Source organism: Trueperella pecoris, assembly GCF_014926385.1.
Classification (GTDB): Bacteria; Actinomycetota; Actinomycetes; order Actinomycetales; family Actinomycetaceae; genus Trueperella; species Trueperella pecoris.
This window is the reverse complement of sequence record NZ_CP053291.1, coordinates 2,062,463-2,087,907: the sequence shown is the minus strand read 5'-3', so window position 1 is coordinate 2,087,907 and position 25,445 is coordinate 2,062,463. Positions and strand designations below refer to the sequence as shown.

At 63.4% G+C, this 25,445-nt stretch carries 22 protein-coding genes; 17 read left to right on the top strand and 5 right to left on the bottom strand.

The annotated features are described in order from the left end of the window. The first annotated feature begins 72 nt into the window (after positions 1 to 72). Both nrdD and nrdG read left to right on the top strand, forming a co-directional pair. A complete protein-coding gene (gene nrdD / locus HLG82_RS09515; protein ID WP_193326593.1) occupies positions 73 to 2,232 on the top strand; it encodes an anaerobic ribonucleoside-triphosphate reductase in 2,160 nt (719 codons plus the stop codon). Positions 2,233 to 2,240: 8 nt separating this feature from the next. Then, a complete protein-coding gene (gene nrdG / locus HLG82_RS09510) occupies positions 2,241 to 2,864 on the top strand; it encodes an anaerobic ribonucleoside-triphosphate reductase activating protein (protein WP_216858938.1) in 624 nt (207 codons plus the stop codon). On the opposite strand, the gene HLG82_RS09505 is transcribed toward nrdG, so the two are convergent. Continuing rightward, entirely contained in the window at positions 2,861 to 4,693 is a 1,833-nt protein-coding gene (locus tag HLG82_RS09505) for an acyltransferase family protein (RefSeq protein ID WP_193326592.1), read from the bottom strand. The genes nrdG and HLG82_RS09505 overlap by 4 nt on opposite strands. Before the next feature lie 92 nt (positions 4,694 to 4,785). Then, the gene (locus HLG82_RS09500) at positions 4,786 to 5,583 is read right to left on the bottom strand and encodes an IclR family transcriptional regulator (RefSeq protein WP_193326591.1); all 798 of its coding nucleotides are present in this window, start codon (positions 5,581 to 5,583) and stop codon (positions 4,786 to 4,788) included. Between the two features lie 189 nt (positions 5,584 to 5,772). Between HLG82_RS09500 and HLG82_RS09495 the strand changes: the two genes are divergently transcribed. Genes HLG82_RS09495 through HLG82_RS09480 form a run of 4 tightly spaced genes read left to right on the top strand, consistent with a single transcriptional unit; the run spans position 5,773 to position 10,284 of the window. Further along, positions 5,773 to 7,377 (top strand): mannitol dehydrogenase family protein, encoded by a 1,605-nt coding sequence (locus tag HLG82_RS09495; RefSeq protein ID WP_193326590.1) that lies wholly within the window; start codon positions 5,773 to 5,775, stop codon positions 7,375 to 7,377. Further along, positions 7,374 to 8,540: a mannonate dehydratase gene (gene uxuA / locus HLG82_RS09490; RefSeq protein WP_193326589.1), complete on the top strand. Its 1,167-nt coding sequence runs from the start codon at positions 7,374 to 7,376 to the stop codon at positions 8,538 to 8,540. The genes HLG82_RS09495 and uxuA overlap by 4 nt, the downstream gene beginning before the upstream one ends. After that, positions 8,540 to 9,184, top strand: coding sequence for a bifunctional 4-hydroxy-2-oxoglutarate aldolase/2-dehydro-3-deoxy-phosphogluconate aldolase (locus tag HLG82_RS09485; RefSeq protein ID WP_193326588.1), 645 nt, complete (start codon positions 8,540 to 8,542; stop codon positions 9,182 to 9,184). Before uxuA ends, HLG82_RS09485 begins: the two co-directional genes overlap by 1 nt. After that, positions 9,181 to 10,284 carry a sugar kinase gene (locus tag HLG82_RS09480; protein WP_193326587.1) on the top strand — a complete coding sequence of 368 codons (1,104 nt, stop codon included), beginning with the start codon at positions 9,181 to 9,183 and terminating at the stop codon, positions 10,282 to 10,284. The genes HLG82_RS09485 and HLG82_RS09480 overlap by 4 nt, the downstream gene beginning before the upstream one ends. A gap of 207 nt (positions 10,285 to 10,491) precedes the next feature. Here HLG82_RS09480 and HLG82_RS09475 read toward each other — a convergent pair whose 3' ends face one another. Continuing rightward, positions 10,492 to 11,496, bottom strand: coding sequence for a LacI family DNA-binding transcriptional regulator (locus tag HLG82_RS09475; RefSeq protein WP_193326586.1), 1,005 nt, complete (start codon positions 11,494 to 11,496; stop codon positions 10,492 to 10,494). Between the two features lie 310 nt (positions 11,497 to 11,806). Here HLG82_RS09475 and HLG82_RS09470 point away from each other — a divergent pair, with 310 nt between their 5' ends. The 11 genes from HLG82_RS09470 to HLG82_RS09425 all read left to right on the top strand — a co-directional run bounded on the left by HLG82_RS09470 (position 11,807) and on the right by HLG82_RS09425 (position 23,191). Continuing rightward, positions 11,807 to 13,945, top strand: a complete 2,139-nt coding sequence (locus HLG82_RS09470; protein WP_216858937.1) for a glycoside hydrolase family 36 protein — start codon at positions 11,807 to 11,809, stop codon at positions 13,943 to 13,945. Positions 13,946 to 13,955: 10 nt separating this feature from the next. After that, a complete protein-coding gene (locus tag HLG82_RS09465; protein ID WP_216858936.1) occupies positions 13,956 to 15,095 on the top strand; it encodes an ABC transporter substrate-binding protein in 1,140 nt (379 codons plus the stop codon). A 45-nt stretch (positions 15,096 to 15,140) separates the two neighbouring features. Further along, on the top strand, positions 15,141 to 15,287 hold the full coding sequence (locus HLG82_RS10420; RefSeq protein ID WP_216858935.1) for a hypothetical protein: 147 nt from the start codon (positions 15,141 to 15,143) through the stop codon (positions 15,285 to 15,287). 2 nt (positions 15,288 to 15,289) lie between these two features. Then, positions 15,290 to 16,195, top strand: coding sequence for a carbohydrate ABC transporter permease (locus tag HLG82_RS09460; RefSeq protein ID WP_193326585.1), 906 nt, complete (start codon positions 15,290 to 15,292; stop codon positions 16,193 to 16,195). Then, positions 16,192 to 17,046 (top strand): carbohydrate ABC transporter permease, encoded by an 855-nt coding sequence (locus HLG82_RS09455; RefSeq protein ID WP_193326584.1) that lies wholly within the window; start codon positions 16,192 to 16,194, stop codon positions 17,044 to 17,046. Before HLG82_RS09460 ends, HLG82_RS09455 begins: the two co-directional genes overlap by 4 nt. A 167-nt stretch (positions 17,047 to 17,213) precedes the next feature. Next, positions 17,214 to 17,351 carry a hypothetical protein gene (locus HLG82_RS09450; RefSeq protein WP_193326583.1) on the top strand — a complete coding sequence of 46 codons (138 nt, stop codon included), beginning with the start codon at positions 17,214 to 17,216 and terminating at the stop codon, positions 17,349 to 17,351. Next, positions 17,329 to 19,110, top strand: coding sequence for a glycoside hydrolase family 16 protein (locus HLG82_RS09445; protein ID WP_193326582.1), 1,782 nt, complete (start codon positions 17,329 to 17,331; stop codon positions 19,108 to 19,110). The genes HLG82_RS09450 and HLG82_RS09445 overlap by 23 nt, the downstream gene beginning before the upstream one ends. Positions 19,111 to 19,250: 140 nt before the next feature. Then, complete coding sequence (gene galK, locus HLG82_RS09440; protein WP_216858934.1) at positions 19,251 to 20,396, top strand: galactokinase; 1,146 nt, start codon at positions 19,251 to 19,253, stop codon at positions 20,394 to 20,396. 153 nt (positions 20,397 to 20,549) lie between these two features. Continuing rightward, positions 20,550 to 21,587 (top strand): endonuclease/exonuclease/phosphatase family protein, encoded by a 1,038-nt coding sequence (locus tag HLG82_RS09435; RefSeq protein WP_193326580.1) that lies wholly within the window; start codon positions 20,550 to 20,552, stop codon positions 21,585 to 21,587. A gap of 141 nt (positions 21,588 to 21,728) precedes the next feature. Then, positions 21,729 to 22,031, top strand: a complete 303-nt coding sequence (locus tag HLG82_RS09430) for a hypothetical protein (protein ID WP_193326579.1) — start codon at positions 21,729 to 21,731, stop codon at positions 22,029 to 22,031. Positions 22,032 to 22,216: 185 nt separating this feature from the next. Then, on the top strand, positions 22,217 to 23,191 hold the full coding sequence (locus HLG82_RS09425; RefSeq protein WP_193326578.1) for an ADP-ribosylglycohydrolase family protein: 975 nt from the start codon (positions 22,217 to 22,219) through the stop codon (positions 23,189 to 23,191). A 74-nt stretch (positions 23,192 to 23,265) separates the two neighbouring features. Here the strand turns inward: HLG82_RS09425 and HLG82_RS09420 are convergent, their stop codons facing one another. Both HLG82_RS09420 and HLG82_RS09415 read right to left on the bottom strand, forming a co-directional pair. After that, positions 23,266 to 24,366, bottom strand: a complete 1,101-nt coding sequence (locus tag HLG82_RS09420) for an App1 family protein phosphatidate phosphatase (protein ID WP_193326577.1) — start codon at positions 24,364 to 24,366, stop codon at positions 23,266 to 23,268. A gap of 40 nt (positions 24,367 to 24,406) precedes the next feature. After that, entirely contained in the window at positions 24,407 to 25,210 is an 804-nt protein-coding gene (locus tag HLG82_RS09415) for a GntR family transcriptional regulator (protein ID WP_193326576.1), read from the bottom strand. Between the last annotated feature and the right edge of the window lie 235 nt (positions 25,211 to 25,445).

Genomic DNA, 25,445 nt, shown 5'->3' with positions numbered 1-25,445 from the left:
ACATATTGTGTTTTTTGGGTGAACTCCAGAAAGCCGAAAAGGGCGCTAGATAGCTGAAGAGAAGGTATTGCTATGTCGCTCCTTGATGAGATCGCCACCAAGATCACCGTGTTCAAGCGTGACGGCCGAGCAGTGCGATTCGATCCTTCAAAGATCTATCGCGCGATCGAGGCGGCCATGAATGACCGCGGCATCGAGGACCACGCCTTCGTCTCGGCGGCAACGAACGCCGTCATCGACTCCCTGCCCGAGCGCGATCTGGACATCCCGACGATTCAGTCAGCAGTGGAGGACTACCTCATGGCCTCGCGCTACCCGGAGGTCGCCCGCGCCTACATCGAGTACCGCCACGACCGCGACGTCGAGCGTAAGCAGACGATGGACATCCAGCACTCGGTGGGCAAGCTCCTCAAGCGTGACAAGTCGGTGGTCAACGAGAACGCCAACAAGGACGCCACCGTTTTCAACACCCAGCGCGACCTCACGGCCGGCTCGGTCGCCAAGGCCTACGCGCTGGCGCAGATGCTTCCACGCCCGGTGGCCAACGCCCACATCAAGGGCGATATCCACTTCCACGACCTGGACTACAACCCCTTCCAGCCGATGACGAACTGCTGCCTCATCGACATCCCCGGCATGTTGACCCGCGGCTTCCAGATCGGCAACGCCCGTGTGGAGTCCCCCAAGTCGATCAACACGGCCACCGCACAGATTGCCCAGATCATCGCCAACGTGGCATCCTCCCAATACGGAGGCACGTCCGTGGACCGCATCGACGAGGTCCTGGCCCCCTTCGCCCAGCTCAATTACGACAAGCACATGCGCGACGCCGTCGAATGGGTCGCGCCCGAGCGTCGCGATGATTACGCCATGGCGAAGACGAAGAAGGACATCTACGACGCGATGCAGTCCTTGGAGTACGAGATCAACACGCTCTACACCTCCAACGGCCAGACACCCTTCGTGACGCTGGGCTTCGGGCTCGGCGAGGGCGTGTTCGAGCGGGAGATCCAGAAGGCGATCCTCAACGTCCGTATCGGCGGCATCGGGCGAGACAAGCACACGGCGATCTTCCCCAAGCTGGTCATGGGCTTGCGCCGCGGGGTGAACCTGAACCCCGAGGACCCGAACTACGACATCAAGCAGCTTGCCTTGGAGTGTTCGGCCAAGCGCATGTACCCGGACGTGATCTCCTACGACCGTCTCGTCGAGATCGAGGGTGACTACAAGGCGCCGATGGGTTGCCGCTCCTTCCTGCCCAAGTGGGTGGATCCCACCACCGGCGAGGCCGTGAACGCCGGGCGAAACAACCTCGGCGTCGTCACCCTGAACATTCCGCGCATCGCCATCGAGGCCCGTGGAAGCAAGGAGCGCTTCTGGGAGCTGTTTGACGAGCGGATGGAGATCGTCAAGGACGCCCTCCTCTTCCGCATTGAGCGTTGCGAGGACGCCACCCCGGCGAACGCCCCGATCCTCTACCGCTACGGCGCGTTCGGCATGCGCGCGGCGGATACCGACACGGATGTGAAGGGCTTCTTCCGCGGGCACCGGTCGACGGCGTCGATGGGCTATATCGGCCTGTACGAGGCTGCCACCTTGTTCTACGGCCCGAATTGGGAGCACGACGCCGACGCGAAGGAGTTCACCCTCGAGATCCTTCGCGCGATGAACCGCTACGCCGATGCATGGCGGGCCGAGTATCCCTACTGGTTCTCGATCTATTCCACACCGTCGGAGTCGCTCACGGACCGCTTCTGCCGGCTTGACCGGGAGAAGTTCGGGCAGATCGAGAACGTGACCGACAAGGGCTACTACACCAACTCCTTCCACTACGACGTGCGCAAGAAGATCACGCCGTTTGAGAAGATCGACTTCGAGGCGGAGTACGCCGAGTTGACCAAGGGCGGCTTCATCCACTACTGCGAGTACCCCAAGCTGACCCACAACACGAAGGCGCTGGAGGCCGTGTGGGACTACGCCTACGATCGCGTGGCCTACCTCGGTACGAACACCCCGATCGACAAGTGCTACGCGTGCGGCTTCGAGGGCGAGTTCAACCCGACTGCGGAGGGCTTCGCCTGCCCCGATTGTGGCAACGACGATCCCGACACGTGCGACGTCGTCAAGCGCACCTGCGGATACCTCGGCAACCCGGTCAAGCGCCCGATGGTGCACGGGCGTCACATGGAGATCTCCAAGCGCGTCAAGCACATGGACGGTCCGCTGGCCTAGGTGGCGCGGTGGTGAAGGACGAGGACGGTATCACCGTCCCCCGGCCGGGCCAGTGGGACGGGCGCGTGCTGTGCGGGGGCAACTATGCCGATTACAAGCCGTTTAATTTCGTGGACGGCGAGGGCGTGCGATGCTCCCTGTACGTGTCAGGCTGCCCGTTCGCCTGCCCCAATTGCTATAACCGCGCGGCGCAGTCGTTTCGCTACGGTCAGCCCTACACGCGCGAGCTCGAGGAACGCATTTTGGCCGACCTCGCCCAGCCTTATGTGGCCGGGCTTTCGCTCGTGGGCGGGGAGCCGATGCTGGCCACCCCGATTCTTCTGCCCCTGGTGCGGCGCGTGCGTGAGCGCTTCGGCGAGCGCGGTGCGAAGGACGTGTGGGTGTGGTCGGGGTATACCTACGACCAGCTCTTGAACGAGACCCCGGACAAGCTCGAGCTGCTCGACATGTGCGACGTGCTCGTCGACGGCCCCTTTATTCAGCGCCTGTACGATCACGATCTGGCGTTTCGGGGATCACGCAACCAGCGCATCATCGATCTGCGCGCCTCGCGCTGGCTTGCCGATGCGGAGGGAACCGAGCGCCCGACGGGCCGATACGTGTACGCGGCTGAGCCTGTGGTGTGGGGTTAGAAGGAGTCGATCGCGCGCTTGACCTCGGCGGCGTAGAGCTTGCTGCCCTGCGGATTGGGATGGATTCCGTCGTGGGAGAGGAGCTCGGGGTGGGCCTTCGCGATGGGCTCCCAGTCGGCCACCCGCACCCGGTCGGGATACTCGGCCGCGAGTGAGCGGATCGTCGCGTTGGCTTCCGGCACCCACGCGGCGCGCGGGGCGTTCGCCGTCACCCATACGACCTTGCGGTCCGGCCCGAGGTAGTTCATGATGTCGTGGGCCAGCTCGAGGGGGATCACGCCGTTGGTTGCGAGGGAGATGACGACGACGTCGCGTAGCTTTCCCTGCGACTGATAGACGTTGGCGATCGATTCGAAGGCGCGGGCCGAGCGCGAGACCTGGCCGTCCACGACCGCCTGGGGGAGGGTTTCCAGGAGGGCGGGAGCCGCCGCGAGGGTCACGGAATCGCCGATGATCGTCACGCGGTCGCCAGTGATCGGCGTGGGCGTCGGTGTGGGCGTGGTGGTTTCGGCGGGCGTGGTGGTTTCGGCGGGCGTGGTGGGATCTGCCCCCGGTTCGGCCCCGAGCAGCTTACTGCCGGCGGCGACGAGCGCCTGCGCCTCGGTCATGTCTTTCGACGTCACGATCGCGTTGCCGAAGGCCCCGGCAATGAGGAGGGTGCCGGCGGCCAGCCACGCCGTGGCAATGGGTGAGAGGCGGCGGGCGCTGCGAAGCCACCCCAGGACGCCTAGCCGGCGTATCGGGGTCTCGACGTAGGTGTAGGACAGGTCGGCGGTGAGGATGGTCAGGATGATGACGCCGACCGAGGATAGTGGCTCGCCAATGTTCAGGTGATAGGTGGCCAGCACCCACAGGGGCCAGTGCCACAGATAGATGCCGTAGGAGCGCCGGCCTATCCAGACCATGGGTGCCGATTCGAGCGCGTTGGACAGGCGCTCGGAGGCCATTCCCTGCACGTCCGGCAGGATGCCGCGCACAACGACGCCGGCGAGCACGGACGCCAGCAGGAGGCCCCACGGATAGAACCAACCGCCATCGGGAACCATGAAGGTCAATGCTGCGAGGCCCGCCAACGCGACCCAGGCGGCCTTGCCCCACCAGTGGCTGGCGTTGCGCGGCCGGCCGGCCAGGACGCCGGGAAGGGCGAAGGCGATGCCCGCGCCGATCATCAGCCCGAAGATGTGGGTGTCGGTTCCGACGTAGGCGCGCGTGATCTCCTCCGAGGCGAGCCACACGTGAAGCACCACCGAGAGCGTCCCGATGAGGCCGGCGGCCGCCAGCCTCCAGCGTCTGCGCGCGAGAACCAGAGCCATGACCACCATCGGCCACACCAGGTAGAACTGTTGCTCGACGGCCAGCGACCACATATTCGTCAGGAGGAGTGGCTCTTGGGCCTCGAAGTAGCTCGAACCGTTGGCGATCTGGAACCAGTTATAGGTGCCGGTGAGAGCGCCGAAGGTTTGCCAGCGGGCCTGGACGACGGCGTCGTCGGCGATGAGGCGGCCGAGGCCGACGGCGACGACTACCATCGCGGCGACCGCCGGAAGAAGGCGACGATAGCGGCGGCGGAGGAAGGAGGGCAGGTCGATGCGCCCGGTGGCGTCGTGCTCTTTGAGGAGGAGCGCGGTGATGAGGAAGCCGGAAATGACGAAGAAGACATCCACGCCGATGAACCCCGCGCCTCCGACGTCCGGAAGCAGGTGAAAGACCAGCACAAAGAGGGCGCCGAGTGCGCGTAGGCCGTCGAGGCCACGGATGCGAGATGCGCGCGTCGTCTCGGGTGCTTCCGCAGGGGTGTCACTGGTGAGGGCGGAGGGGTCCGAAGTCATGCACAATATGCTAGACCGACTCCAATGAGCAACCCTTTACCTAGAGGGGTGTGGTCACGGAGTGTGGGGGACGCGCGACCTTGGTGCGGGCTCTAGCCGACGGGCGTGATCGGCCGCGTGTGAAGATGAAGACTTTCGGGCAGCTTGTCGAGTTCTTCGCGAATGCCGCGCGCGATGTCGGCGCGGTACTCGGGGCTCATGCGTTCGGCGGGGGCCGAGACCGAGATGGCCAGGTTCTTTCCGTTGGGGCCCAGGAGGGGGACGCCGACGCAGGCGATGCCGGGCTCGTTTTCTTCGATCTCCTCGGTCCACCCGCGTTCGTCGAGGTTGACGAAGTTGGCGATGACGCGCCGGCGAACCTCGCGTTGGTCGGCCTTGGTGCGCAGGTTCATGTCGGGGGTGTCCATGTACCAGGCTAGTTGGGCGTCGCGGTCGGCGAAGGAGCCGATGAGTGCGCGCCCGAGGGAGGTGGTGACGGCGGTTGCGCGCTTGCCCACGGCCGAGACCACGCGGATGGGGCGATCGGGCTCGACCTTGTCGAGGTAGATCACCTCGGTGTCGGCGAGTTGGCCGAGGTGGACGAGCTCGTTGAAGCGTCGGCCGATGGTGGCTAGGTACGGGCGCAGTTGGTCGACCGTCCGACGGGTCGAGGTACGATAGGCCGCGATGGGGGCGATCCCGTCTCCGAGCCGGTAGTAGCCGGTCACGTTGTCTTGCTCAACCCAGTTGTGTTCGCGCAGAGTCGCCAGGGTGTTGTAAACCGTTGCCTTGTTCAGGCCCATGTCCGCGGCGATGGTACCGAGGGGTGTCCCATCGGGGTCACGTGTGGCCAGGTATTCGACGAGCGTTAGTGCTCGGCTCACGCTGGCCAATGGCTTGGGTGTACTCATGGTGGAATCTTAACCCACGCCAAGGCGTGTCATGGAAATAGGCGGTTTTGTGCCCGAAGCAGGCTGTGCGCGTGATGCTCGACACACTATGATTAAGGGGTAAAAAGTCTTACCCTGAAGGGGTACTGTTTTAATATAAGAAACAAGCGTTTAGGATAGATAAACGCCTTCGGTTAAAGGGAGCAATTCATGAAGCTGAATCTCGCTGAATTAGGCAACGGTGCCGAGTTTGAGAAGGCCGGAGTTGAACTGCCTACGTTCGACGTCGCCGCCATGCAAGAAGAAGGCAAGGCCAACCCGCGGTGGATCCACCTTGGCCCCGGTAACATCTTCCGCATCTTCCCGGCCCGCGTGGCCCACGATCTTCTCGCCGATGGCCAGCACTGGCCCGTCACCGCCGTCGTGCCCATGAACCCCGAGGAGCTCGACGCCCAGTTGGGCAAGCACGATCTCATGACGCTCGGGGTCACCCTCAACCCCGACGGTACGCGCGACCTCAAGGTCATCGCCGGCATCAGCGAGGGGCTTGCGTGGCAGCGCCCGGCCGACTTCGCCCGCCTCGCCCAGATCGTCACCAACCCCGACGTCACGCTCATGACGATGACCATCACCGAAAAGGGATACGGCATCCACGACTCCCACGGCGAACTCTCCGAGCAAGTCCAGGCCGACATCGCCGCCAACCCTCGCGACTTCCACGCCAACACCATGGCCAACATCGCCGGGCTCCTCGTGCGCCGCTACGACGCCGGTGGCGCGCCCATCAACGTCATCTCCTTCGACAACTTCTCCCACAACGGTGATAAGCTTCGAGACTCCGTCCTGACCATCATGCGCGGCTGGGCGGCGGCCGGTTCCATCAACGACGCCGTTCTGGCCTGGGTCACCGACGACACCAAGGTCGCCTTCCCCATCACCGTCATCGACAAGATCACCCCGCGCCCGAACGAGTCCGTGGCCGACGCGCTCAAGGTCCTCGGCTTTACCGACATGGGCGTCGAGATGCTCGGGCGCACCCCGGTTGCCGGCTTCGTCAACGCCGAACCCACCGAGTACCTCATCATCGAAGACAAGCTCGTCGGCGAGGTGCCCGACTTTTCCAAGTACGGCGTGAACGTCACCTCCCGCCAGGTGTGCGACGACTTCGAGAACATGAAGGTCACCACCTGCCTCAACCCGCTCCACACGGCACTGGCCACGGTCGGCGTCGTCCTGCGCTTGCCCACCATTGACGCTGAGATGCGCGACCCCGCCCTCAAGGCCCTCGTCGAGCGCCTGGGCTGGAAGGAAGGCCTGCCCGTCGTCGTCGATCCGGGGATCGTCAGCCCCGAGGACTTCCTGCGCGAAGTGCTCGAGGTGCGCTTCCCCAACCGCTTCCTGCCCGACGATCCGGCCCGCATCGCCATGGACACCTCCCAGAAGGTCGGCATTCGCTTTGGCCAAACGATCAAGAAGTACATCGACCAGGGCCGCGACCTGTCCGAGCTGCGGGCCATCGCGCTCGTCATCGCCAACTGGATGCGTTACCTCCTGGCCGTTGACGACGACGGCGCGCCCTTCGAGCCCGCCTCGGACCCGCTCCTGGCCGAGCTCCAAGCCCACCTCGACGGCGTCGTGCTTGGGCAAAGCGTGGATGCACACGCGGCCCTCGAGCCCATCCTGTCCAACCCCGCAATCTTCGGGGTCAACCTCTACGACACGCCGATCGCCGAGCGCGTCGAAGCCCTGTTCACCCAACTCGTGGCCGGCCCCGGCGCCGTCCGCTCCACTCTCGACAAGGAGATGCTTTCATGAAAATGACGTTCCGCTGGTACGGCGAGGGCTTCGACCCGATCCCGCTGCAATACATCAAGCAGATCCCCGGCATGACTGGCACCATGGGAGTCCTCTCCCAGTACGCCGCCGGCGAGGTCTGGACCAAGGAAGAAATCGCCAAGATGGTCGATCAGGTTCACGCCGCCGGCCTCGAGTGCGAAGTCATCGAATCCGTCAACGTTCACGAAGATATCAAGCTCGGACTCGACACCCGTGACGAGCTCATAGCGAACTACTGCCAGACCCTCGAGAACCTGGCCGAGTATGGCATCAAGGTCGTCATCTACAACTTCATGCCGGTCTTCGATTGGCTGCGCACCGAGCTTGCCCACGTCAACGAGGACGGCTCAACCTGCCTGTACTATGACCATGCCGACATCGAGGGCATGACCCCGCAAGACATCGTCAACAAGACCGCTGAAGACTCCGGCGGGCTCACCCTGCCCGGCTGGGAGCCCGAGCGCCTCGCTCGCCTCGACGAGGTCATGGCCCTCTACCAGGACATGACCGTGGACAAGCTTCGCGAGAACTGGAAGTACTTCCTCGACGGCATCATCCCCACCTGCGAAAAGGTCGGCATCCGCATGGCGTGCCACCCGGACGATCCGGCCTGGGACCTCTTCGGCATCCCGCGCGCCTACAAGAACCGCGACGACATCGACGCCATCTGTGGCCTCAACGAATCCGACGCCAACGCGCTGTGCCTGTGCTCCGGTTCCCTCGGCTCCAACCCCGCCAACGACGTGCCCGCCATCTTCCGCGAATTCGGCAAGCGCGGCAAGATCGCCGCGGCCCACGTGCGCAACGTCAAGTACCTGGGCGAGAAGAAGTTCCAGGAGGCCGCCCACTGGGCAGCCGACGGCAACCTCGACATGCACGCCATCATCGAAGCCCTCTACGACTACGCCCCCGACGTTCACGTGCGCCCCGACCACGGCCGCATGATCTGGGGCGAGAACGGCCGCCCGGGCTACCCACTCTACGACCGCGCCCTGGGCGCCCAGTACCTGCTTGGCCTGTGGGACGCCATCGACGCCCAGCGCAAGGCTACTGGCCAGGCTGCTGGTGGCCAGACTGCTAGCGAGACGGGCGTGGACGCTGCTGGCTCGGCCGGCGTCGCCGACATTGTGACGGAGGCGTAATGGTACAGATTCCTGATGCACTGCCGTTCTTGGCGCAAAACCCAATCGTCCCGGTCGTCGTCATCGATGACGCCGCCGACGCCGTCGCCGTCGGCGAGGCCCTCGTGGCCGGCGGCATCCACTGCGCCGAAGTGACCTTCCGAACCGCCGCCGGCGGCGACGCAATCGCCGCCATGACCACCGTCGAGGGCATGACGGTGGGAGCCGGAACCGTGCTGAACCGTGAGCAGGCCGAGCGCGCGGCCGACCTCGGCGCGAAGTTCTTCGTCTCGCCGGGCTTCAGCCTCGGCGTCGCCGACGTCGCCGCCTCACGCGGGATCGCCTACCTTCCCGGAGTCCAGACCGCGACCGAAATCATGATGGCCCTCGAGGTCGGCGCCAAGGCCGTGAAGTTCTTCCCCGGCGGTGAAGCTGGCGGGCTGAAGATGGTCAAGGCCCTCCGCGGGCCCTTCCCGACCACGGCCTTCGTCCCCTCCGGCGGGGTCAACCTTGCAAACATGGAGGAGTGGCTTGCCGACCCGGCCATCGCCGCAGTCTCCGGATCCTGGATGATCAAACGCGACCTGATCAACAATAAAGAATTCGCCACGATCACCGAGCTTTCGCTCGAGGCGACGAACAAAGTCAAGGAGCTACGCGCATGAGTGTTGTGAAGTTGCGTCCGGCGCAAGAGTGCGCCTACGACATCGTCTCCCTCGGCGAGGTCATGCTTCGCCTCGACCCGGGCGAGGGCCGCATCCGCACCACCCGGTCCTTCGCGGCCTCCGAAGGCGGCGGCGAATACAACGTTGCCCGTGGCCTGCGCCGATGCTTCGGCAAGCGCGGCGCCATCGTCACCGCACTCGTGCGCGATGAGGTCGGCCGCTTGCTCGAGGACTGCATCCTCACCGGCGGGCTCGACACCCGCTTCATTAAGTGGGTTGAATCGGACGGCATCGGGCGCAGCGTGCGCAACGGCCTGAATTTCACCGAGCGCGGCTACGGCGTGCGCGGCGCTGTGGGCACCTCCGATCGCGGTAACACCGCCATTTCGCAGATGCAGCCGGACGACGTCGACTGGGATCACCTCTTCGGTGAGCTCGGCGTGCGCTGGCTGCACACCGGCGGCATTTTCGCCGCTCTTTCGCCGTCCGCCGCCGACGTGGCCAAGGCCGCAATGGCGTCTGCCAAGAAGCACGGCACCGTCGTCTCCTATGACCTCAACTACCGGCCCTCGCTGTGGAAGTCCATCGGCGGGCAGGCGAAGGCCCAGGAGGTCAACAAGGAACTCGCCCAGTACGTCGACGTCATGATCGGCAACGAGGAAGACTTCACCGCCTCCCTCGGCTTCGAGATCGAGGGGGCGAACGAGAACCTCGACAACCTGGAGGTCGATTCCTTCCGCAAGATGATTGAGGCCGCCTCGGCCGCCTACCCGAACTTCCAAGCGATTGGCACCACGATGCGCGAGGTTAAGACGGCGACCGTGAATAACTGGTCTGCCGTGGCGTGGAGCCGGGACGGAGGCTTCGTTCAGGCCACCCAGCGCGACGGCCTCGAGATCCTCGACCGCGTGGGCGGCGGCGACTCCTTCGCCTCCGGCCTCATCTACGGAATGATGGAAAAAGACTCGATCCAGGAAGCCGTCGAGTATGGCGCGGCTCATGGCGCGCTCGCGATGACCACCCCGGGCGACACCACGATGGCCTCGCTCGAAGAGGTCGAGCGGCTGGTGGCCGGCGGGGGCGCGCGCGTTCAGCGGTAACTGCGCAGATCCGGCGCTCAAGGTTCAGTGTGCGGAGGCTGGGTCCACAAGGTGGGCCCAGCCTCGGTCTATCGCGCCTCCGGGTAGCCCTTCGGTCGCATCTCCTGCCCCGCGGCGCACCTTAAACCTCGAGATTTGGGGACCGCTCAGATCCAGGGATCCCCGGGCCCGGCATTCACTCGATTCCCGACCCAAAGGGATGGCAGGTCATGCCTTCGGCGAGGAGGTGCTTGCTCGAATCACCAGCTCGGGTGGGATGTGGACGTTCTTGGGCGCTTCGGGAGCTGAGTGAGGGCCGAGCCCGAGCGCGAGCTGCGCGGCAGTGGCGCCAAGCCCTTCGAAGTCGAGGCGCACGGTTGTCAGCGCGGGGACGGTGGCGGCGGCGAGCGGATGGTCGTCCATGCCAATCACGGAGATGTCCTCGGGCACGCGCACGCCCGCGCGAGATAGTCCTGCGATGACGCCGAACGCGAGGTCGTCATTGCCGCACAGCACGGCGGTGACTCCGGCGGCGATGGCGCCTTCGGCGGCCCGCTTGCCAGTTTCCGCCGACCACCCTGTGCCGAACTGGTAAAACTCTGTCAGGTTGTGTTCGGCCAGAACGTTATGCCAGCCTCGCACGCGTGGATCCGGGTGACCGGCCTGCGGCAGCCCGACGTACCCTATGCGCCGGTGTCCCAAGGCCACCAGGTGTTCGGCGGCCATCTCTGCGCCAGCGTAATCATCGATCCAAGCGCGCGGGAATTCCTCGGCCTGCCCCGGGTAGCCGCCCGCCACAGAGAAGGGGATGGAGCGCGGCAAGTCTTCGATGACATGGGTCGACGGGGTGTCGAATTCGAGAACCACCACGCCGTCGACGCGCCCATGCAACGCGGTTTGGACCGCATTATCGCGCCGCTCGGGGGTGCCCGCGATGAATGCCATGGAGACATTGAGGTAGTATTCGCGGGCCACGTCCATGATGCCGCCGAGGGTTTCGCGGTACCCAGTACGCGTGACGTCGCTGGTGAAGACGATCAGGTGAGGCGCAGTTTCGGCGTAGGCGGAGTAACCCATCTCGCGCGCGATACGAGCGATGTCGGCGCTTGCGCGGGGAACGCGTCCGGTGGGGGAGAGCGCGCGGGAGACCGTTGCCAAGGATGCGCCGGATACGCGGGCGATGTCTCGCAGGGTGGGCGGATACCACGGGCGGCGGATGGTGGGCTCTTCCATGGTTCCAGTATCGCAGGTTGGGGTGAACCGCGTGCTGGTAGCCGCCCTGGCAGTCGCCCCGCCGCCCTCGCCGCCGCTCGCCCCAGCCTTCGACTGCCCCGCTACCGGCGGCAGCCGCCAAATCCTGTGAGATTTCGGTCCAAATCGCCAAGTGCGTTCACCAAAATCCAAATACTCACAACATTTGGCGCGCGGCAGGTTGGAAACACGTGTTTCCCGGACTCTTGAAGTGACCCACGCAACGTCTTAGCCTAAAAGGCAAGAAAGTTCGTGGTGCCAACGGCGGCGCCGGCGACGAAGAGGACGCAAAATGGAACTGACTCCGTGGGCTCACATGGATGCCTACCCGGACCGTGCGGTTGGCCTGACGATAGGCGCTGGCTCGGCCCGCTCGGCGAATGTCCTCGTCGAGTGCTTCACGCTTGAGTATGGCCGCGCCTTCGTCGACCACCGCCTCACCCAATCTCACGTCGGCGCGCAGCTGCGCTCCGAGGGTATCGAGGAAGCGAGCGACCTCCCGAACGGCTGGAAGGGCTGGTTTGTGCGCCAGAAGGACGCCGCCACCGGGCTCGAGGCGGACGTGTGCATCACGTCCCCGCGCGGCGTGAAGGCTCTTCGTTTCACGACGACGATCCGCAACACCTCTGCCACCCCCGTGCATCTCACGGCTGTATCCATCGCAACGGCAACGCTGCTGCCTAAGTCTCGGTTTGAGGATCTGCACGTGCGCTTTGCGCGTTCGGGGTGGATGTGTGAGAACCGCTGGGAGCGCCGGGCGCTGAGCTCCCTCCTGGTCGACATTAGCCCGGATCTTCACGGAAATTCGGCTCGTGATGCGTTCCGGCTTGCGTCGGAAAGTGGCTGGTCGTCGGGGCTGTTTGCACCCACCGGGTACGTCGAGGATGACGCCGGGGCTTGTGTCGGCTGGCAGGTTGAGCATAACGGCGGATGGACGGCCGAGCTCTCCCGGCGCCATCGTAGCCTGGGGCTCGCCCTCTACGGCCCGACCGATCTTCAGCATCATTGGTTGCGCACGCTGGCCCCGGGTGAAGAGTTCACGACGCCGTCTGCCACACTCGTCTACTCGGACGCGGGGTGGGACGACGCCGCTGCCCAGATGACCGCCTATCGGCGGGCTTTGCGCGGGGCCGGTGGCGAAACGAAGTTGGTTGCCCCCGTGGTGTTCAACGACTACCTCAATACTTTGCGCGCCGATCCGGACACGGCCAAGCTGGCTGCCTTGATTCCGGCGGCGGCGAAGGCCGGGGCGGAAGTATTCTGCATCGATGCGGGCTGGTTCGCCGATGAACGGGACGTTGACTGGTGGCCGAATGTGGGTGCGTGGACGGCGTCGACCACTCGTTTCGACGGTGGCCTTGAGGTGATCCTGCGTCTAATCCGGGATCATGGCATGGCTCCGGGCCTGTGGATTGAGCCGCTCGCGGTGGGCGTGAATTCGCCGGTGGCTGCCAAGCTGGAGCCGCTATGTATGAAGCGCGCCGGGGTGACGATCGTCGAACAGCAGCGTATGCGCCTGGATATGCGCAAGCCTGAAGCTCGGGCATACCTGACCGGCGTTGTGGATCGGATGGTCGGTTACGGCATTGACTATCTTAAGGTGGACGACAATTATTCGATCGGCTCTGGCCCGGACGAGGACGCGGATAGCCCTGGCGATGGCCTGCTCGAGCACAGCCGTGCCTGGGCGGCCTGGTTGGCTGAGATGGCAGCACGCTTCCCTAATTTGCGGATCGAAAACTGTGCCTCCGGCGCGATGACCACCGATTATGCGTTGCTCGCGAGCGCCCACCTGCAGTCCACTTCGGACTTGGAGGACATGGCGAAGTACCCGTTTATCGCGGCGGGTGCACCGCTGGTGGTGCTCCCGGAGCAGGCGGCCAACTGGGGTGTGCCGCAGCCGGAGATGACGCTGGGTGAGGTTGTCTCCACATTGACGACGTCGTTGGCGGGCAGCCTCTACCTCAGCGGTCACCTGGACAAGCTCACCACCGACCAGGCCGAACTTGTGGCGGCGGCCGTGGAGCTGGCCAAAGCCGAAAGAGACGCGCTCCCGCGGCGCTACCCGATCTGGCCCACTGGTCTTCCTGCCTGGGAAGACGAGTGGATAACTCTTGCTCACCTGCCTGGCGGCGTCACGGAAGCGTCACGAGAGGTCCGGGAAATCCAGAGCGACGTCCGCGAGCTGCCGGACGATGCCGACGGCCTGCTCTTCGTCTGGCACCGGCCCGGAACGAGTGGCGAGCTCACGGTCACGAATCAGCGCTTCGAGGTCGGGAAGCAACTCTTTCCGCCGCAAGGCGCGGACGAACCGTGGGGCGTGGCAACCACAGACTCGGGAACCATGTTCACGGTTCCCGCACACACAATCTCCGCTCGGGTCTACCGGATCCAGCGTAAAAACGAGGGCCCGGCAGCGTCGCTGGGCTAAAGGGAGGAAAATGAAAACCAAACAACTCATCGCTACGGCGGGCGTCTTCGCACTGGCGCTTAGCGCCTGCAGTGACCCCGGCACCGGCAAGAACGCCGACACCAAGAGTGGCGACACCGGTTCCAGCGAGGTCGCCAAGTGGCCTGAGGCAACCGCCAAGCTCGACGGCACGACCCTGAAGATCTGGGCCGCGCAGTCCTCGAACAAGATCCCGGCCGGCGTCGCGAAGGAATTCGAGAAGGCCACCGGCGCCAAGGTCGAGATCGTCACGATCCCCGACGGCTACGAACAAAACGTTTTGACCAAGGTTGCTACGGGTGACAAGCCGGATCTGGCGATGTGGCAGCCGACGGCGTCGATGTTGCTGCCGATCAATGCCAAGGAGAACTTGCTTCCGCTTGACGGCGCTCCGTGGGAGTCGAAGTACGCGGACGGCGTGCTCGACTACGGCGGAACTTTGGACGGCAAGCGCTATGCGGCCTTCGTTTCCGCGCCCTCCACGATGGGCGTGTGGTACAACAAGGAGGTCTTCGACAAGCAGGGCGCGAAAATCCCGAAGAACTTCGACGAGCTTTTGACCCTCGCCCGTGACCTCAAGGCTAAGGGCCAGACCCCGCTCAATGAGATGGGCGGCGAATGGTGGGCCTCGCAGTGGACCGTTCAGGTTCTCGTTGGCGACGCCTCGAAGGATGGCCTGTGGGATAAGGTCAACAAGAACGAGGACGGATTCACCGGTACGGCGCTCCAAGGCGCGATCGACAAGTACGCCTCGATGATCGAAGAGGGCCTCTACAACGAGGACATCAAGACGGGCACGTTTGACCAGCAGGCTCGCGCGCTGCTCGACGGCAAGGCAGCCATGGCCATCGCCACCAATTCGTTGCTGTCCAACATGTCCTCGCTGACCGATGCCAAGACCCTTAACGACAAGATCGGTTTCTTCCCGATCTCCGAGAAGGGCAACCGTGCCACCAATCATCCCGAACAGACCAACGCAGTTGTCGCCTTCAAGACCGGCGACGAAAAGCGCGAGGCTGCCGCACGTCAGTTCTTGACCTTCTGGTTGACCAAGGGCTACCAGAGCTTCATTGATTCCCAGAACACCGTTTCCATCATGAAGGACGGAAAGACTCCGCAGGCCGTTCCGTAGGCCGCTATCGAAGCTAACGAGGCTCTGAAGGGCTCGGTCGGCTCGATGCAGGCACAGGCCATCGCCAACCCGGACCTGGCCAAGAACCTCGGAGACATGATTGCGGGAACCAAGACTCCTGTGCAGGTCGGCGAGGCAACCCAGGCCCAGTTCGTTGAGCTGGCACGGGCCATGGGAGCTAAGGGCTTCTAAACATGGCATCGCTATCCGCCATCGCTACACGGGGGAGGTCCTACCGGGCCTCCCACCCGTGGTGGTTTCTCATACCCGCGTACGTGTTGCTGGCGCTCTTCTTCTTGACGCCGACGATCTACAACTTCGTTTACGCCGCTACCGATTGGTCCAGCTTCAAATCGCACATCAACCCCGTGGGGTTGCGCAACTTTGAGACGTTGCTGGCCAACGGCGCGCTGCTGAACTCGTTGCGGATCACCCTCATCTACGCGGTTGGCGTTGCGATCTGTCAGAACTTCTTCGGCCTGGCGCTCGCGCTACTTTTGGAGCGCGATACGCTGCTCAACCGTGCGATGCGCGTGCTGTTTTTCATCCCCGTGGTGATGAGCGCGCTCGCCGCCGGCTATATCTGGAAGGCCCTGCTCGACACGTCGGGTGGTCTGAACCAGGCACTGTCTTTCTTCGCGGGTCACGACGTCGCCGTTGCCTGGCTCGGGTCGACGTCGGGAACCCTCTACGTGCTCATCCTCATTCACTCGTGGAAGTGGATGGGGCTGTCGATGCTCGTCTACCTCGCTGGTCTGAAGACGGTGGATGGGCAACTGCTTGAGGCCGCCAAGATCGACGGCGCAAGCCCGTGGCAGATTTTCACGAAGATCCGCCTTCCGCTCATCGCCCCCGCGGTGACGTTCAATGTGGCCACGGCGTTGCTAGGGTCCATGAACTCCTTCGACGTCATCGCGGCGACGACGGGCGGCGGCCCAGGCGGCTCCACCGAGGTGTTGAACATGTTCATCTTCCGCACCTTCGGTCAGGGCCTGTACGCGCAGGCGACCACGATGAGCCTTGTGCTCTTCCTCAGCGTGTTGTTCATTGCGTTCCCCTTGATCGCGGGCCTGCGCAGGCGTGAGAGGAGGATGTCATGAGCAAGAATCGTTCGTCGGCACCCGAGCATTCTGTGAAGGTGTGGAGCGTCGTCCAGCCGGTGATCGCCGTCGTGCTCGCCGCGCTGCTCATCGGTGTGCCGATGTGGACGCTGGTGGTCAACGCTGGCAAGAACCAGGCCGAGGCCGCCCAGCTGAGCCTCGGCCTGCCCTCGAGTTGGCAGCTATGGGAGAACTTGTGTGAGGTATGGGTTCAGGCTGACGTCGGCTGGGCCTTCGTGGGTTCCCTCATGCTGCTCCTCCCGTCGGTCTTCCTCGTGCTCGTGCTGGGCTCGATGGCCGCATGGGTCTTGGCACGCAGGGGCGGCAAGATGTCGGCCGCCCTCTACGCGATCGGTATTTCCGGCATTGTTCTCCCACCGGCTGTGGTGACGCTGGTACTGCTCTTGCGTCAGCTTGGGATCGCCGGATTGCCGATCGGCATGATTGCTACTTATGTGGGCATGTACATGTCCACCGTCATCTTCTTTGTGACGGGGTTCGTGCGCACGATCCCGCCTTCGCTCGAGGAGGCGGCCCGTATCGACGGGGCCGGGCCCGTGCAGGTCTTCTTTAAGCTGATCCTGCCGCTGCTCAAGCCGGTGCTGTCGACGGCCACCATCCTCATCAGCCTCTACGTGTGGAATGACGTCTTCTACGCGTTCTTCGTCATCGGCGGGCGAGTGGATACGCTGCCGTTGAACCTCTACACCATTGCAAGCTCGGGAATCGCGCTGAACAACTGGCATCTCATCTTCGCCTACGTGCTGGTGATGAGCATTCCGTTGGTGACGATCTTCGTGATCTTCCAAAAGAAGATCATCTCGGGTATTACATCGGGTGCGGTGAAGTAGGGGAAACCTGGTGTGGGGCGGTTAGGCAAAGGCTTGGCCGCCCCGCCTCATATCTCACACTGGCGGGACATCTCACCACTGGCGGGACCCCGCGGCAGACACCGGAAGGCAAGGGTTCCTTCACGGCAGAACCGAAGGCAAAGGTGCCTTCATTGAACGGAGTGCGTATGAAATTATCCAAAATGACGGCGAGCGTGGCGTTGGCTGCTCTGGTTGTGGGTAGCGGCGGCGTGGTGACGGCGTCGACCGCCGCGGCGGTAGACGGAGGGTGCACCGGCGCCGGTGTATGCGGCGTCGAACCTTGAGGTTAAGGATCCGATCGAGGTTGCCATTCCAGGCGGCAGCCAGAAGGGGTCCACAATCCGCTTCGTCATCAAGAAGGATGCCAAGAGCCCAGTAAAGTACTCGGAGGTTGAGATTCAGGCGAGTGGCGATTCGTTCGACGAAACCGATGCCGCCTACGTCGCCCCCACGTCTGCCTACGACACGCTCGTGTGGGCCGACGAGTTCGATTCTCCGACGATTGATGAGTCCAAGTGGAACATCATTGACGGCATGGCCAACCACGGCGCGATCTACAACCGCAAGGCCGTGGGAATTAAGAAGGGCCTCGAGGGCGATAAGGATAACGGCTACCTCGCTATCACTTCGAAGAACTATGGCACCAAGGAAGCCTTGAAAGACGCGGTGGGTTGGGATCCCTACCCAGGTCAGCCGCTGAATGATAAGCAGACGTGGTCGTCGGGCCGCCTCGAATCCAAGAACAAGTATTCCTTTGAGTATGGGCGCATGGCCGTGCGAGCCAAGGTCAACGATTCGCAGGGTATCTGGCCGGCCATCTGGATGCTGGCCCAAGACGAGACCGGTCACGACGAGATCGACGTGCTCGAGTACCTCGGCCAAGAGCCGTGGACTGCCTACATGACCAATCACTTCGGCGTGTTGAAGCACACCTATTCAAAGCACCATGGCACTGCAGGCATCTACGAGGCGTGGTCGCAAAAGTTCCACGTCTACGAGGTGGAATGGAGCCCGGAGAAGATCACGTGGTTCATTGACGGCAAGCAGTGGTTCTCAACCAGTAAAGATTGCTCGCCTAGTTGCGACTCCCGCCACACGCTGCCGATGTTCCCGATTCTTGAAACGCAGGTTGGCGACGGCTGGGTCGGCGACGTCGACTACACGAAGCGATGGACCAAGCAGGACTCGGATTTCCTCGTAGACTGGGTGCGGGTTTATCAGAAGGCTGACCAAGATCGCGTCCGTTTCGACGATCTTGAGGAGGAGCGTCCCGCGAATGGGATCTATCGTCTCGCGCCCGTCAGCCAGGACAATGTGATTGCGAAGACGACGGGCGACGGGCCGGCCGACAATAAGAATCATTTCTTCTACGGTGGCCAGCCGCGTTATGAGGATTCACGCCTGGTCTCGGCGGATGAGCCCGGCGAGATCATCTACAAGGCTGACGGCATAAAGGAAGTGCGTTTGACAACGTACTACAAGACGGTTCCGGGATACAGGGACGGCAACGACGAGGGAAAGTCGATTCGGTCGCTCCTCACCGGCAAGCTCGATTTCACAGTGATGACATCAGTAGATGGCAAGAAGTGGGATTCGCATGAGCTGACGGTTCGTGACAATTTCGTGGAGCCGTCACCTGCCTATGCTCGCCATACGATGTACGTGCGTGACCTGCCTGCCTCAGCCGCGTACGTGAAGCTCATGTTCCCGAAGGTGGACGGGGTGACATATCGCGCAGGCGGCAAGGACGTCCCGGTGGTTTCGGAAGATGTCCAACTGGCCAAGGTCACGTTCCTTCAAAAGAAGCACGCAGTTGATTGGACTGATCTGACGCCTGCGACGCCGGTCAAGCCCTCGGTTCCGTGGTCGGAGTTGACGCCTGCGACGCCGGTCAAGCCCTCGGTTCCTACCTCGCCAGTCGCATCCGAGTTGGCTAAGCCCAACAAGAGGTTGCCCAATACGGGAGTGGCGATCGGCTCGCTCGTAGCGCTGTCGGCCGGGCTCCTCGGTGCGGGTGTCGTGATGCGGCGTCGAGCCGAATGACGATTGGGTTGCCCCGGCGAGGTGACTTGCCGGGGCAACTTCCGGCAGGTGCGTCAAAAGCCGGGCGCGCGGTGCACACTTGAGGGCAAAATATTGATTATGTGTCCGATGATCGTCACAGAATGCTAAGAAAGGTAGTCATGGAGCTCTTTGAATCATGGACTAATGAAGATGGCGCACGCCGCGCCACCGCTCTCTTCCACAACCGTTTCGGCCACGAACCGGAATCGGTGTGGGCGGCCCCCGGGCGTGTGAACATCATTGGCGAACATACGGACTATAACGAGGGCTTCTGCCTGCCGATCGCGCTTCCGCATCGCACGTTTGTGGCCTACGGGCCACGAGAAGACGGCGTCGTGAATATGGCGTCGGGATCTCGTAGCGAGTGGAGCGGCAAGCGCGAGGACGTGGGCCCGGGCATGGCCAAGTCGTGGGCGAATTATGCGGCGGGACCGGCGTGGTCGCTCGGGGTGGAGCACGGTTTTGAGGCGGCGTTTGAATCGTGCGTGCCAGTGGGGGCGGGGCTGTCCTCCTCAGCGGCGATTGAATGCTCGATCGCGTCCGCGCTCCAACCGCCGACGACGGACGACGACCGCCACGCCATCGTCCGCGCGTGTATCAACGCGGAAAATGAGGTGGCTGGGGCTCCGACCGGTGGCATGGATCAGACGATCTCCATGTTTGGGCAGGACGGCCACGCCCTGTTGATCGACACGCGCGACTGGACTCTCAAGCAGATTCCGCTCGACCTTGCAGCTCACGGGCTTGAAATTCTCGTGATTGACACGAGGGCCTCGCATAGTTTGGGCGACGGGCAATACGCCAAACGTCGCGCCGCTTGCGAGGAGGCGTGCCGCGAGCTGGGAGTATCCTCGATGCGTCCTGTCGCCGAGGAGGACCTCGCCGCGCTCTCCGGCGAGCTACTTCGCCGGGCGCGGCACGTGGTGACGGAGAATCAGCGTGTCTTGGACACGGTGGCGTTGCTCGAGGCTGGACGCCTGGAGGAGATCGGGCCGTTGCTGTCGGCGTCGCACGCCTCGTTGCGTGATGACTACGAGGTGACCGTCGCGGAGTTGGACGTGGCTTGTGAGGCCGCGGAGGCAGCCGGCGCGCTCGGTGCCCGCATGACCGGTGGCGGCTTCGGTGGCTCAGCGATCGCCCTCATCCGCTCCGACCAGCGCGAGGTAGTGATCGACGCTGTCGAGAAGGCCTACACCGAGCACGGCTTCGGCGCGCCGCACTTCCTCGCGGCCACCCCGGCGGTACGGGCGGAGCGGATCGTCTAAAGGAGGCCGGTGCGTGCCGGTTGTGGTTGCTGCGGTGCTACCGGGCGGTGCAGGCAGGGCAGATCGCTCTCGTGTGCCGGGCTACCTGTGGGTTGTTCACCAAAGGTGTCGGTGAGGGTCGCTAGAATCGAGGCTCGACACGATGGGAGCCGTATGAAGTTTGTGTGGGCAATTGTGGCATTGGCGTTTGTTGCTGCCGGGGCTGTGACCTTGCGTCCTGATCTTCTGCCGGGTGCGGAAGACTGGATGTTACACACCCCGATGGCTCACCTGATTTCTGTGCGGCCGTGGATCGCGTTGGGATTCCTCGGCATTGCCCTATTCTTCCTAATATTCTCGGCGATTCGCGCCAAGATGTTTGGCCTGGGCAAGATCGCGCTCGCCACCGGCGTGGCTTACTTGGTCATGGCAATCTTCCAGGGCGGCACGGTCTATATGCGCGGGGTAGCTGCGCCGACCAAGCTCGGGCCCGACCACGGCGTGACCGCGGCGGGAGCGGGAAACGGTGCCGTCACCGTCATGGCGTTCAATACGCTCGGCGGCTCGATTGACGCCGCCGAGGTCGCGCGTGTGGCTGAAGTAAACGGCGTCGATGTGATGGTCCTTCCGGAAACGTCCACCGCCGAGGGTGCAGACATGGTTGAGAAACTCGCCGCCCAGGGGCTGTCCTTCGCCCAGTTCGATACCGGAACGGACCAGTACGCCACGGACTTTGAGTCGACGGTGGTGCTTGTGTCAGAGGCGCTGGGCGAGTATCGCCAGGTTTCGCCGGAGGGTTTCCCGGCGTCGACTGTGGTGGTGACGCCCGCGGACGGGAAGGGGCCGAAGATCATTGGCGTCCATCCGGTTGCTCCAGTGCGTGTGGGCATGGAGCAGTGGGAATCCGATATTTCTGCGATCTATTCCGCATGCCAGGCCGAGGGGCCGTTCATTATCGCAGGCGACTTTAATTCGACGATCGACCACCAGCTCGCGCTGGGTGCCACGTGTGCCGACGGCCGTATTGAGGCTGGCTCGGGTGGATTGGGGACGTGGCCTGCCCATTTACCGGCGCTTCTCGGCGCCCCGATCGACCGCGTGCTTCATGACGGAAACAACTATCGCGGGGTCGAAGCGATCGAAATCGAAAGCGGAACGAGCGACCACCGAGGCGTCATCGTGCGGCTCGCCCCGGCGGGAGATCGGGTCTAGCCTGCTGGCCACCTGCACGCCAACCACCCTCCTCGCCGGCGAGGCGGTGTGTTCGACCCTAATTCAGCGCTACGCAAAGCGACAAGCCGGTGGTCGGGCCACCGATTAGAGTAGTACCCACGACCTATCGAAGGAGTAACCATGGGTTTGTGGAAGACCGTCGCTGTCGGAGCCATCGGCTATGTGCTGGGTGCTCGTGCCGGACGTGCCCGCTACGAGTCGATTAAGAGCAACGCCCAGCGGGTCTGGGATTCGAGCATCGTCCGGGACGGGCGGTCGAAGGTGCGCAACCAGGCGGCCGAAACGTTCCAGCAGGCTCAGGGTCTGGCCTCGGCGAAGCTTCATGAAGCTGCTGACGTCGTGAAGGACAAGGTTCGTGGCGAGGACGAGGCGGACGAAATCCGCGTCGAAGCCGTCCGGGTCGACACTGACAAGACAGAGTAGGCGCTAGCCTTGACGTGCGGCGGCTCAGGTTCCGGCGCGCGGCTCGAGTTCCGATAGTCCCGCCGTCCGCCGCGAATACGCGGCGGACGGCGGGGGTGCGTTTTTGCAGGTGGCAGTTGCCCGTGCCCACTATCGGCGAGGTGTGATCGGCGATACACTTGGGGGTAGCTCTGAGGAGGTGCCCGATGGATAGCTTTGCACTGACCGACTTGATGATTGATCGCGCTCGCGGCGCGCTGTTGGCGGCCGCATGCGGAGACGCCCTGGGTGTGCCGTATGAGTTCGCACACGCCACGCAGGACCCGCAGATGGTTGGCGGCGGCTTGGGCCCGTACCGCCCGGGCGAGTGGAGTGACGACACGCAGATGGCGATCTGCATCGCCTCCGTCGCGGACTCGGGTCTGCGCCTTACGTCTGACAGGGCCCAGGATGAGATCGGGCAAAACTTCATCAACTGGATGCATGATGGGGCGAGCGACATTGGCATTCAGACGCGGGCCGTCCTTTCCGCGGCTGCCAAGCTCTCGGGCGACGTGTCTGACCGGCTCCGTGAGTCTGCCCGCCAGTATGCGATGTCAACCGACCGCGCGGGCGGAAATGGCGCCCTCATGCGCATTGCCCCCGTGGGCATCTCCTTCCTCTGGGATCGAGACGCCACCGCCCGGGCCGCACGCGATATCGCCTCGCTGACACATTTCGACCGGGAGGTCAAGGAATCGTGCATCTTGTGGGCCGAGGCGATGCGGGTAGCGGTTGTTGATGGTGTCTTGGACATGCGCGTCGGCCTCGACCTCCTCTTGGAAGAGTCGCGTGACAAGTGGAATTCCCTGATCGCCGACGCCGAACGTGGCCTCGTCAACCCGCGCACCAACGGATACACGGTCTCTGCCTTGCAGTGTGCCTGGTTCGCGGTCGTGGCCACGCACGAATATTTTGGCGAGGCGGCAATGTACGAGGGGCTGCGCCGCGCGGTCAAGCTGGGCGGCGACACCGACACCGTTGCCACCATCGCCGGCGCGCTCCTGGGCGCCCGCTGGGGCGAGAGTGCCATCCCGGTGGAATGGCGGGAGTCGGTTCACGGCTGGCCTGGAATGACCGGACAAGACCTAGCCGACATGGGCGAGCGAATCGTGCGCAACTCCCACCCGCGCGGCTTCTAGCTCGAGCAACGCGCATTTTTCGCGAGTGGCACGGCTTTTGCATAAGCGACGCGCTATTGCTCGAGCGGAGGCTCTTAGCTGAGACGACGAGCCTTGGCGCGTAGCTCGTGACCATCCGCGCCGCGGATGATAGGCACACCCTCATCCTCAATGTCGCTATCCTTGCGGTGTGCCTCCATCCGATCCCTCGTTCCGTGGGAAAGCACCTGCTCAACAGGATTCAGAGTACGTAGCGCAATACCGCGCACTCGGTGGGGATACTCGCGGGCGAGATCGTCGTAGATGAGGGGGTCGTGCTGGCCGTCGTCGCCGATGAGGTACCACTGAATGTTGGGGAACATAATGAGCAGGTTGCGCAGTTGCGTATTCTTGTGTTCTTGGCCGGACCTGAAAAGGCGGGAGGGAGTTGGCCCCCAGTCGGTGAGCAACATTGGACCGATCGGGAAATCGTTGTGCTGGATGAAGCTCAGCATTGTCGAATACACATTCCACGCACCGGTTGAGAGGTAGAAGACGGGCGCATCCGGCGTCGTCGCCAGAAGATCCTGATAGAAACTTGCCATGCCTGGCACGGGCTGACGCATGTTTGTGTGAAGAACAAAGGAATGATAGGCGGCGAGCATGGCGCGCGGTAGCCAGGTGACGACGATGGTGTCATCAATGTCAGAAATAAGACCCGTCGTTGTGTCGGGGGAGACGATCATGACCGGCGCGGTCGTCGGCTCGCCTGCAATCGGGGTAATTCGAGCCTCGTGCCAGCCGGGCTCCAACCCGTGACCTTCCACGAGTAAGTCCACGTAGCCGGAGCGATTCGTGCGAGTGTAAATCTTTTTGGCACCAAGCTCGATGGTGACGGGAAGAAATCCCACCTGTGTGGTAAAAAACTGGCGCCAACCACGCTGGGCCTTTACCGCATTGTGCTTGGCCAGTTTTGCGATCTCGCGCATCGACTGCTTCGACAGCGAGTGGGCAGAATTGGGAAGGCAAGGTAAGGAAAACGGCTCGTCATCCTTCGGGTCTGCCATGACAGCGCGCGCCAATACCTTTGCTGCGTGGATGGAGCCGTAGCCGGTATAGCCAGTCAGTCGGGGCTCCCAGCCGCGGTTGCGCGTGCGGACGATGTTTCGGCGGTTCCAGCCGTCTTCAAAGTTGCGGGCGAAGTTTGCCAATGCCATGTATCCAGCGTACCCGCACGGCGTCTGCGCGCGCGAGTGGCTAGATTTCGGGCTGAGCAAACACGGTGGACTCGTAGCGGTACAGGTCGCCACGGTAGATGTGGAACCCCCATTCGACGATGTCTCCCCGCGAATTGAAGGCTGTGCGGTCGATGGTGAGGACTGGATCGCGCATGGAGATCGCGAGGAGTTTCGCTTCGCGCTTGTCCGGACGCTCTGCGCCCACTGACTGTGTGGTGGAGGTCAGCTCGACGCCGGCCCTGCGGAGCAACTCGTAGAGCCCGTGCCCGTCAAGCTGGTCGCGTGAGGGGGCGATCTCGGCAGACAGCCAGTTGTAGAGGATCGCTACGGGCACGCCGTCACGCTTGCGCAACCGCTCGAGCTCAATGACGGGAGCATCAACCTCGACGCCGAGCTGCTCGGCGATCGCTTCGGTGGCGCGGCGATGGTTGTACTGCAAGATTTCCGTGGACGACTCGTGCCCCTCGGCCTGCAACTCCTCGTGGAGTGAGGGCAGGCGCATGAGTTGGCGCTTGGGCTGAGGGGCTACGATGGTGCCGACGCCGCGGCGGCGTAGGAGGAAACCGCCTTCTACCAGCGATTGCAATGCTTGCCTGGCTGTGGGGCGGGAAACCTTGAGGCGTTGCGCCATGGATATTTCGTTCTCGATCGGGGTGCCCGGAAGTATGTGACCTTCGAGGATGGCACGCCTGATGGGGGCTGAGATCTGGGCATGTAACGGCAGGTGAGACGCTCGGTCAAGTTCGATGGCGGGCTCGAATTTGACGGCGCCCGTGTCGCGGGAGTTTGCCTGCGTGTTGCGCGAGCTCGTCTCGCTCGACATGGTGGCCTCCTCGTGTGGTGGTGTGGACGCTTGGCACGGGCTCGGCTTCGCACGAGTGGCCTGAGGGCATGCCGGCATGTTCCATTCTACCGTCAGGGTGTGTGTCCCGTTGCCAACTGCATTTGTCATGACATATTGTTGGTAGTGTTCGTTTCCGGGAGTCGATACGAATCTCCAGAAATCGCAATATGTTGCGAAAAGAAAGGTCTTATCTGTTGTCGATTCGCCGCCCGCT

Coding starts and splice junctions, on each gene's coding strand:
- nrdD (WP_193326593.1), top strand. CDS start 73: ATGTCGCTCCTTGATGAGATCGCCACCAAGATCACCGTGTTCAAGCGT.
- HLG82_RS09505 (WP_193326592.1), bottom strand. CDS start 4,693: ATGACTTCGGACCCCTCCGCCCTCACCAGTGACACCCCTGCGGAAGCA.
- HLG82_RS09500 (WP_193326591.1), bottom strand. CDS start 5,583: ATGAGTACACCCAAGCCATTGGCCAGCGTGAGCCGAGCACTAACGCTC.
- HLG82_RS09495 (WP_193326590.1), top strand. CDS start 5,773: ATGAAGCTGAATCTCGCTGAATTAGGCAACGGTGCCGAGTTTGAGAAG.
- uxuA (WP_193326589.1), top strand. CDS start 7,374: ATGAAAATGACGTTCCGCTGGTACGGCGAGGGCTTCGACCCGATCCCG.
- HLG82_RS09485 (WP_193326588.1), top strand. CDS start 8,540: ATGGTACAGATTCCTGATGCACTGCCGTTCTTGGCGCAAAACCCAATC.
- HLG82_RS09480 (WP_193326587.1), top strand. CDS start 9,181: ATGAGTGTTGTGAAGTTGCGTCCGGCGCAAGAGTGCGCCTACGACATC.
- HLG82_RS09475 (WP_193326586.1), bottom strand. CDS start 11,496: ATGGAAGAGCCCACCATCCGCCGCCCGTGGTATCCGCCCACCCTGCGA.
- HLG82_RS09470 (WP_216858937.1), top strand. CDS start 11,807: ATGGAACTGACTCCGTGGGCTCACATGGATGCCTACCCGGACCGTGCG.
- HLG82_RS09465 (WP_216858936.1), top strand. CDS start 13,956: ATGAAAACCAAACAACTCATCGCTACGGCGGGCGTCTTCGCACTGGCG.
- HLG82_RS10420 (WP_216858935.1), top strand. CDS start 15,141: ATGCAGGCACAGGCCATCGCCAACCCGGACCTGGCCAAGAACCTCGGA.
- HLG82_RS09460 (WP_193326585.1), top strand. CDS start 15,290: ATGGCATCGCTATCCGCCATCGCTACACGGGGGAGGTCCTACCGGGCC.
- HLG82_RS09455 (WP_193326584.1), top strand. CDS start 16,192: ATGAGCAAGAATCGTTCGTCGGCACCCGAGCATTCTGTGAAGGTGTGG.
- HLG82_RS09450 (WP_193326583.1), top strand. CDS start 17,214: ATGAAATTATCCAAAATGACGGCGAGCGTGGCGTTGGCTGCTCTGGTT.
- galK (WP_216858934.1), top strand. CDS start 19,251: ATGGAGCTCTTTGAATCATGGACTAATGAAGATGGCGCACGCCGCGCC.
- HLG82_RS09435 (WP_193326580.1), top strand. CDS start 20,550: ATGAAGTTTGTGTGGGCAATTGTGGCATTGGCGTTTGTTGCTGCCGGG.
- HLG82_RS09430 (WP_193326579.1), top strand. CDS start 21,729: ATGGGTTTGTGGAAGACCGTCGCTGTCGGAGCCATCGGCTATGTGCTG.
- HLG82_RS09425 (WP_193326578.1), top strand. CDS start 22,217: ATGGATAGCTTTGCACTGACCGACTTGATGATTGATCGCGCTCGCGGC.
- HLG82_RS09420 (WP_193326577.1), bottom strand. CDS start 24,366: ATGGCATTGGCAAACTTCGCCCGCAACTTTGAAGACGGCTGGAACCGC.
- HLG82_RS09415 (WP_193326576.1), bottom strand. CDS start 25,210: ATGTCGAGCGAGACGAGCTCGCGCAACACGCAGGCAAACTCCCGCGAC.